This is a genomic window from Streptomyces sp. NPDC001381 (assembly GCF_042895685.1).
GTDB lineage: Bacteria > Actinomycetota > Actinomycetes > Streptomycetales > Streptomycetaceae > Streptomyces.
The window spans coordinates 19,716-27,313 of the sequence record NZ_JBIAWO010000021.1 but is presented as its reverse complement, the minus strand read 5'-3'; the positions used below and the strand labels follow the sequence as shown (position 1 = coordinate 27,313).

Below are 7,598 nucleotides of genomic sequence, written 5' to 3'. Positions count from 1 at the left end.
GTCAGCCCGCCCCCTTGCGCATACCTCATGCACTTGGCGTACCGCAGGGATCATGGACCGTCAGCCCTACCGACACCACGCTTTGAAGGTCAGTAACTACTCCTCGGACTCCTTGACCTCAAGCAGACTCTCAGGCCCATAAATTATCTCCCGAAGCCAAAAGATCCCCTCACCGGAGTCCTCCTCGGCCAGAAATTCCCCGTCTATCATAAATCTCACAAAATCGGCAGCCTCGTAAGTAGTAGAAATCCATGCGAGCAACTCCCGCTCACCAATCGGCCGCTTGATGGAATTTCTCCATTCAATTGGATTCGCGCCTACTTGTGCAGCCCAGAGAGCGCCTGCAACGACAGCAACCGCCGATCCATCGAATTCTGATTCATTGAAACCCGTCACCTCCTCGCCGGATTTGCTCACGGTAAGCGCCGATCCAATCGCTTCATTCAGTACCTTGTGCATTATCAAGTCGGCTACCGAAATAGGGACCCGTGGTGCGCTTTCACCTTCCTCCGAGAGTGAAATTCTTCCATATGGATACTTCATGCGGATCACAAGGAGCAGAGACCGCAATATGGTGGCAAGTCCTCCAGTGATCTCCCTCTTATCCATCGCCTGAACCGCGCGATAATCCGGCAGCAGGTTGGAACCACCAGGAAGTAGCCCCTCAATAATCCGAGTGGCTGTTGCAACGTCACCGGGAACTTCAATCGGGTCAACAGCCCATGACCTTAGCCTCTCAGCATCCTCCGCACTGACAATGGAAGCCACGTGATGACCGTGCTTCGTCAGGCGTACGGGCCTGCCATCTTGCTTCACGCCCGCAACCAAGCTGGTCAGCAGTTTCCGCGCCTCACCAATCCCAAGCTCATCATGCGAATCGTCATTCATCAGCGCCTCCATGGGCATGTCCTGTTCGAAAAACGCGCGCGCCTTCTACATCCTTTTCGCCCCCGAGTCAAGCGCACTTTTGTACACAGTGCAGTTTGACCGTGATGCATCCGCAGATCCACTCTGCAGATGGAGGGCGAGGCTGTATTCCAAGTACGGATCTTCCCTCCCAATCGATCTTGATCTAGCTTGAGAGGAGTTCAGATGCGTTGGTCCGTGCGGACTCGGCTACTTCGGAACGGATGGAGCGACCGCAAGTTGGTTGGCGTGGGGGCAGCAGCGCTAGCGACAGCTCAGGGGATCATTTTTTGGATCTCCCCACCGGTTGGCGGTGCAGTTGCGGCGTCAGCAGCACTGTACTTCGCTCTGCTCGGCGCCATGGATCGGAAACGGAGGACTCCTGCAGCGGGAGCTGAGGAAAATGACGCAGCAGACATTGAGGTTCATGATCGGACAATTGGTTAGTCTTTCCGAAAAGCTCCCGCACATGTCGCTCGAAACCAAGACGCAGGATCGAATGGCTTTTCGTTGCCGACGTCGTTCGACGACACGATCTTGCTTTCCTCGGCAGGCTGTGGCTGTCCGCCCGGCATTCGACCACGCCGTTGCGGACACTGCTCGCGCTGGCCAACACCGAGATCGCCCTATGACAGATGATCTACGCCGCAGACACTCGCCCACCACCAGCACGAGCAGCGCGCAGCCGACGCACACCAGCACCATGACCAGCAATTTCAGGATGCACAACGCTCAATGGGTGGAGCGGTGGCGGGAGGAAATCGTGCCGCTGCGGCTGAAGTTGGGGTTCACGATCGGCGGGGCCTGGGTGGACCGGGAACGCAACCAGTTCGCTGGCTGACCTCGTATGAGGGCCCGGAGACCCTCGCCGAGCGCAACGCTCTGTACTGGTCGTCGCCCGAGCGCAAGGCCATGGGCCACGACCCGGACGACTATCTCGTCCACATCGACGACTGAGCTTCTTCGAGTTGGCCACCGATCAGGTGACGACCGCGAAGCGCAACGAGCGAAGCCCCCGGGCTGTTGATCGAGATGTCTGACGTCTCAACCACGCTGCTCGGGGCCTCGTTGGTCATCCATCCTGCCGCACTCGACCTGCCACATGCGCTCGTGGAGTGGGTGACGATGCTCGTAGTCACCCGTGAGGGTGACCGCCGCTGCAAGCTCCGCCCCTCTCAGCGTCCGATGGTGGCACTGGTGTACCTGCGCGAGCACAACACCCTGGCGAAGATCGCTGCCGGATTCGGGATCAGCGAGTCCACCGCTCACGCCTACACCAGCGCCGTCATCGACCTGCTGGCTGACCGTGCCCCGGGTCTGCTGAAGGTCCTGCGCGAGACCGATGCGGACTTCGTTCTGCTGGACGGCACTCTCGCCGAGTGCGACCGGGTCGGCGACGGACGGGCCGACTACTCCCACAAGCACCGCCGCCACGGCGTGAACGTGCAGGTGGTCACCGAGCCGGACGGCCGGCTGCTGTGGCTCTCACCTGTATTGCCGGGCCGAGCTCACGACCTGACCGCGGCCCGCACCCACCAGATCATCCGGATCTGCGAGCGCCAGGGCGTCCCCATCCTGGCCGACCTCGCCTACCAGGGCGGCGGCCCCTGGGTGACCACGGGCATCAAGCGCAAGCCTTTGCAGGAACTCACCCTCACCGAGAAGACCGTCAACCGGGCCCTGGCCGCGGCGCGGGCACCGGTCGCGCGCGGCGTCGCACGCCTGAAGGCCTGGCGCATTTTCCGCAGATCCCGATGCAGTCCAAACCGCATGACGTCAATCGCCAAAGCCATCCTCACCCTGGAGCGGCAACGCTGAAGAAGCTCAATGGGCTTCCGGGCTCGCCGAGCATGACCGTCTTCGGCTGCCCGGAGGAACTGTCCCGCACTCGGAAAGCTCTGACGACGCGACAGCCCCACCGGCCGACCCCTGGCCATGGCGTGGCGGCGAACCGGCGGCTGCTCGGCCGTCCCGAGATCTGTCCGGACGGCCCGAGGGCGCAGGGGGAGGAGACGGTCGGGGAGATCCGTCAGACGGAGTCGGGCTGGGCGGCCGCCAGCGTGAGCGCAGAGCACCTGCGGGCACTCACCACGCTGGGGGAGCGCTCCGTGCCTGTCGCCAACCATGCCGGGACACCTGCCGTGATCGCCCCGGACGCCGCCGGTGCGGGCTGCTTGGCCGGCACGATGCGACTGCTGGCCACCCGTGCCGACCTCCTCGACGCCGGTCTCCCCGAGCCCGGGCGTGCTCGCCGACTCACCGGCCCCGTCGCCGCAGTCTGCACCCGGGAGGCCACCTCCTCAACGCCGCCGAGCCGGGGGCCGCGTGACGGCCGCCCAGCGCCTGGCCGCCGAGGCCGGCCATCTGCGTGCCGAGCTGGAACAGCTGTGCACCCTGGCCCTCGACCGCCCATGGACCCACCCGAGCTTCGCCGACCTGTCCTTGTCCACGGCCGCGACTACGCCCCTGCCCCCTGGCCTGCCAGCGCGCACCCGGAGCGGACCGGGGATTGCTTCGCCGCCGCGCACGAGTGGGCCGACCGCGCGGGCTGGACCTACTGAGAGGGCTACGCACTCGCCACAGGCCCGATCATCGGCGCCTTCGAGCACGCCTGGCGCCTGACACCGGACGGCCGCGTGGCCGAGCCGGCCATCCCCGACGGCTGGGTCCTGGCCTACAGCGGCCTGCCGCTCGCCGATACCTTCATCCGCGCCCAGAACCGGGGCGATCACCTGGTGATCACCGTTCCCCGTGACACTTACACCGGCCCGAATACCACCGTCCTGCGCGACGGACTGCCCCCGGACGCCCTTGCCGTCGGCCTTCCCTAGATGACCGATCTCCCCGGCCGGTACACCCCGCCCGAAGCCCGCTGACCACTACCAGGAAGGGTGACCATGCTGGCCACCGCCGAACGCCTTCACCCGAACGGAGCCCTGGGCGCCGTACAGACCATCTGGCATGCCCCGGCCAGACCGCGAACCTGCGATGGCGACTGCGACTTCCACCGCATCGACAGCGACAGCGACACCGGCATCGGCCGGCCCGGCGGGCTCCGGAACGTGCCCGTAGAGCTGGACCAGCCCGGCGAACGGTGGTGTTCCACCTGCCTGGCCGCCGCGCCGTGGCAGGACGCCCCGCTTGTCCCCACCACCGCGCCGCGGGAAGCCAGGTGACGTTCCGCCAGCAGCCCCCGGGCACCGAGGCCGACGCCCTGCGAGCGGACGCGGTGGTCTCCGAGCACGGGGAAGGGGCAACATGAACCACTCAGCCGGCCGCCTCAGCCCCGGGCCGCGCCCCTGCCGCTGCGGTGCCCGGCCCGCGCCGAGCTTCCCGTCCCCGTATCCGAATTGTCCGCAACCTACGGGTCCTGGCGACCGGACGCCGCCGCTGCCCCGCTCGCTGTCCACTTCGACCATGCACGGAGAGCACCCGGCCCAGGCTGCGGTAAGCGCGGGGCGGGCCGCACTCACCCAAGCCGGGAAGGATTCGTTCCCCGTCCGGCAGCGCAGTCAGTCGGCGCGGCGGCGCAGGGCACGGAGCCCGACGTCGTACGCCATCGTGCCGAGGGCGAGGACGACGAGCGGCCACACGAGCGGGGATGGTGCCGGGATGGCGCCGTGGAGCAGGGCCGCGCCGATGCTGCCGGTGCCGAGTACTGCGGTGCAGGCCGGAATTCCCGACAGGGCGATCCGCAACACCACCTCCCGGCGCCGGGCCGGGCGGGCTGCGACGGGGGCGGGGGCGCTCATCGGCCGCTCCCCGTGATCTCTGCGGAAGAGCTGCCGGTGATGAGCCCAGCAAGCCGCTTCACCTTCCGGCGAACCTTCTCGGCCTGCCTCTCCGGCTCTGCAGCACCAGCGGCCATGGCCGCTTCGGCCCAGGTGGTGACCCCACGGGCGCAAAAGAGAGCGAACCCTCATGACCAGACGGATCACCCGTCGACAGTCCCGCCGGGCCAGCCAGCCGCCCTCCCGCGAACACACACGCGACTGACACACGGTCACACCCGCGAACGCCAACTCCACTCCAGCTTCTTTGAGGCCGGATCGGGAGCCAGGTGCCGAGTACTTGGTACTCAGATCCCGTCGCCCCATCCGAAGGTGACGTTGTACGCGCGCTGGAGTGCCTGCCGGCCATGGTCACCATCGGCGTACGCCCACGCGAGGGCTGCGGAGAACCAGAGCAGAAAGACTCCGCTGACGATGCCCAGAGCGACCAGCTTGCCGTTCCAGCTGAGGAGGACCAGGGCGATGGTCACGATTGGGGTCCGCCAGTAAGCTGACGGACCTTCATTGCGAGATCGAGCTTAGTCGACCGCCGGACCGGGGGGTCGATGTATTGTCGGCGGCGTCATTCGGCGACGTTCGCACAGATGACGAAGTAGTTACCCTGAGCCGCGCCTTGACCGCCCTCGTGGGTCACCCCGACAACCCATTCTGTCGGATCGATCTGGTGTACGTAGGAATACTTCAGACGGAGGTTGTCGACGTCTCCGCCACCAGCCTGCACACCACCACTAAGGGGCCGCTTACCCGCGGGGCAGAAGATAGCAGCGCTGTCACTCTCGCCCGGAAGGAGACTGAAATTACCGCCTTTGACCACCTCGTAGCCGGTGATGCCGCCACCCGCGGGGGTCGTGGTCGAGGACGACGCGCCCTGGTTGCACTGGGTGTTTTGGGGCGCGGTGAACTGGTTGCCCACACCTGACTGGACGGGTGTGCACAGTTGTTGCGTGAGGATGTCGCCGCCGAGGAGGCCGTCCAGGAGACCGTCGGCTTGGGCGTTGTGAGCTTGTGACACATTGATGACGAGCGCGCCCGCCGCCACTGTCAGAGCTGTGATCAACCGTCCTGCACGGTGCACGAAGTCTCCCTGGTTCCGCTCGCGTTCGGTCATGACAAGCAGGTGGAAACTAGCTTCATGAGGCCGTGCCCTGGTGCGCGACATGCCGCCCCACCTCGCGTTGGGTAGGCCATCGCCGATTGATTCACTCTGACAGATGCAGAGGGTCCCACGTCCATGGCCCTTTAGCTTCGGTGATGGGCTTTAGGAACAGGTACTTAGCTTGTCGTTTAAGGTTCCGGTCCGAAATGGGACTCGAACTTGGGCGCTCACCTGCGCATTCGCCGGACGGGTTGGACGACCCCGGCTTGATCATGTGCTCCGACCAAAGACGCACGTGATCAGACCGGGGCCGGGAGATGAGTGTGCTGCAACAGATCGATAAGCGGACAGCGTTCGCGACGCTGTCACGCTTCCGGGCGGAGTTCTACGAGTGCCTGAGCGGGCGCGGGGACGCGTTGTTCGAGCTGGCCGACGCTTTGCTGTGCACAGAGGGGCCGGTGCGGACGCTGGTGGACCTCGCGTTGGCGCCCGAGCATCGTCGTGGCCACGGCGCTTTGTACGGCGGTCTGAACAACGGCCGCCTGGACGTGGCCCGGCTGCGCCGGACGCTCGCCGGGCTGCCGCTGCCGAAGGCGGCAGACGTGCGTCTGGTCCTGGCCGCGGACGTCTCGCCCTGGCTGCGGCCGGATGCTGCCACCGCCCCGGGCCGCTCGTTCTGCCACACCTACGGCCGCGGCGAGGGCAAGCACCAGATGATCCCCGGGTGGCCGTACTCGGTCATCGCCGCGCTGGAGACGGGTCGCACGTCGTGGACCGCGCCGCTGGACGCCATCCGTCTGGAGCCTGGCGCGGATGTCACTGCCGTCACCACCGCACAGATCCACGACCTCGTCGAACGACTGGTCGCCGCCGGACAGTGGACGGACGGCGATCCGTACGTCCTGATCGTGCTGGATGCGGGCTACGACGCCCCGCGCATCGCCCATCTCCTGGAGGGCCTGCCCGTCGAAATTCTCGGCCGGATGCGCTCCGACCGCGTCCTGCGCCGGCCGACCCCGCCCCGCGTCCATGCCCCCAAGGGCGGCCGGCCGCCCAAGCACGGCGGCGAGTTCGTCTTCGGTGACCCGGATACCCGGGGAGCCGAGCGGGCCGTGACCGTCACCGACACCCTCCTCTACGGAAAGGCGACCGCACGGGCCTGGGACCGACTGCACCCCAGGCTCACCAAACGAGCGGCCTGGCTCGACCACGACGGACCGCTGCCCCTCATCGAGGGCACTGTCATCGCTCCGCGTCGAGCACCTCCCCAGCGGTGGGGAGAACAAGCCGGTCTGGCTGTGGTGGTCCAGGACCGACGCCACCACGGCGGACATCGACCGCTGCTGGCAGTCCTTCCTCCGCCGCTTCGACCTGGAACACACCTTTCGAATGATCAAGCAGACCCTCGGCTGGACGAAGCCGAGACTGCGCAGCCCGCAAGCAGCAGACCGCTGGACCTGGCTGGTCGTCGTCGCCCACACCCAGCTCCGGCTCGCCCGCCCGCTCGCCGCCGATCTGCGCCGTCCCTGGGAGAAACCGGCCGAGCCGAACAGGCTCACCCCTGCCCGCGTCCGCCGAGGGTTTCGGAACCTGCGGGCGAAAATGGCCTCCCCAGCGTGTGCACCCAAACCTTCCCGTCCCGGCCCTGGGCGTCCGCCAGGCTCGAAGCACCGTCATGCGGCAACGCGTCAAGAAGTCGGACGCGTCCTCGCCACCGGCGAGGCATTCACCCGCCCGGCCCACCACAAGAAGGGCACCAAGCCACGGCGCACAGGGAAAGAAGGCGTTTCCGCCGACGGATAGGG

At 66.5% G+C, this 7,598-nt stretch carries 8 protein-coding genes and 1 pseudogene; 5 read left to right on the top strand and 4 right to left on the bottom strand.

Annotated elements, in window-relative coordinates:
- Positions 1-96: 96 nt before the first annotated feature.
- Entirely contained in the window at positions 97-900 is an 804-nt protein-coding gene (locus ACFY2L_RS38740) for a type II toxin-antitoxin system prevent-host-death family antitoxin (RefSeq protein ID WP_390824686.1), read from the bottom strand.
- Between the two features lie 709 nt (positions 901-1,609).
- On the opposite strand from ACFY2L_RS38740, the gene ACFY2L_RS38735 reads away from it, so the two are divergent.
- From ACFY2L_RS38735 to ACFY2L_RS38720, 4 genes are all read left to right on the top strand, one after another.
- Positions 1,610-1,747, top strand: coding sequence for a hypothetical protein (locus ACFY2L_RS38735; RefSeq protein WP_390824685.1), 138 nt, complete (start codon positions 1,610-1,612; stop codon positions 1,745-1,747).
- Positions 1,748-1,974: 227 nt separating this feature from the next.
- The gene (locus tag ACFY2L_RS38730; RefSeq protein WP_390824687.1) at positions 1,975-2,724 is read left to right on the top strand and encodes a transposase family protein; all 750 of its coding nucleotides are present in this window, start codon (positions 1,975-1,977) and stop codon (positions 2,722-2,724) included.
- Between the two features lie 818 nt (positions 2,725-3,542).
- Positions 3,543-3,737, top strand: a complete 195-nt coding sequence (locus tag ACFY2L_RS38725) for a hypothetical protein (RefSeq protein WP_390824684.1) — start codon at positions 3,543-3,545, stop codon at positions 3,735-3,737.
- Positions 3,738-3,803: 66 nt separating this feature from the next.
- Positions 3,804-4,082, top strand: coding sequence for a hypothetical protein (locus ACFY2L_RS38720; RefSeq protein WP_390824683.1), 279 nt, complete (start codon positions 3,804-3,806; stop codon positions 4,080-4,082).
- Between the two features lie 336 nt (positions 4,083-4,418).
- Here the strand turns inward: ACFY2L_RS38720 and ACFY2L_RS38715 are convergent, their stop codons facing one another.
- The 3 genes from ACFY2L_RS38715 to ACFY2L_RS38705 all read right to left on the bottom strand — a co-directional run bounded on the left by ACFY2L_RS38715 (position 4,419) and on the right by ACFY2L_RS38705 (position 5,805).
- Complete coding sequence (locus tag ACFY2L_RS38715) at positions 4,419-4,658, bottom strand: hypothetical protein (protein WP_390824682.1); 240 nt, start codon at positions 4,656-4,658, stop codon at positions 4,419-4,421.
- Between the two features lie 326 nt (positions 4,659-4,984).
- On the bottom strand, positions 4,985-5,167 hold the full coding sequence (locus ACFY2L_RS38710) for a hypothetical protein (protein WP_390824681.1): 183 nt from the start codon (positions 5,165-5,167) through the stop codon (positions 4,985-4,987).
- A 92-nt stretch (positions 5,168-5,259) separates the two neighbouring features.
- Positions 5,260-5,805, bottom strand: a complete 546-nt coding sequence (locus ACFY2L_RS38705) for a hypothetical protein (RefSeq protein ID WP_390824680.1) — start codon at positions 5,803-5,805, stop codon at positions 5,260-5,262.
- Between the two features lie 305 nt (positions 5,806-6,110).
- Here ACFY2L_RS38705 and ACFY2L_RS38700 point away from each other — a divergent pair.
- Positions 6,111-7,596: pseudogene (locus ACFY2L_RS38700) on the top strand (NF041680 family putative transposase).
- The last annotated feature ends 2 nt before the right edge of the window (positions 7,597-7,598 follow it).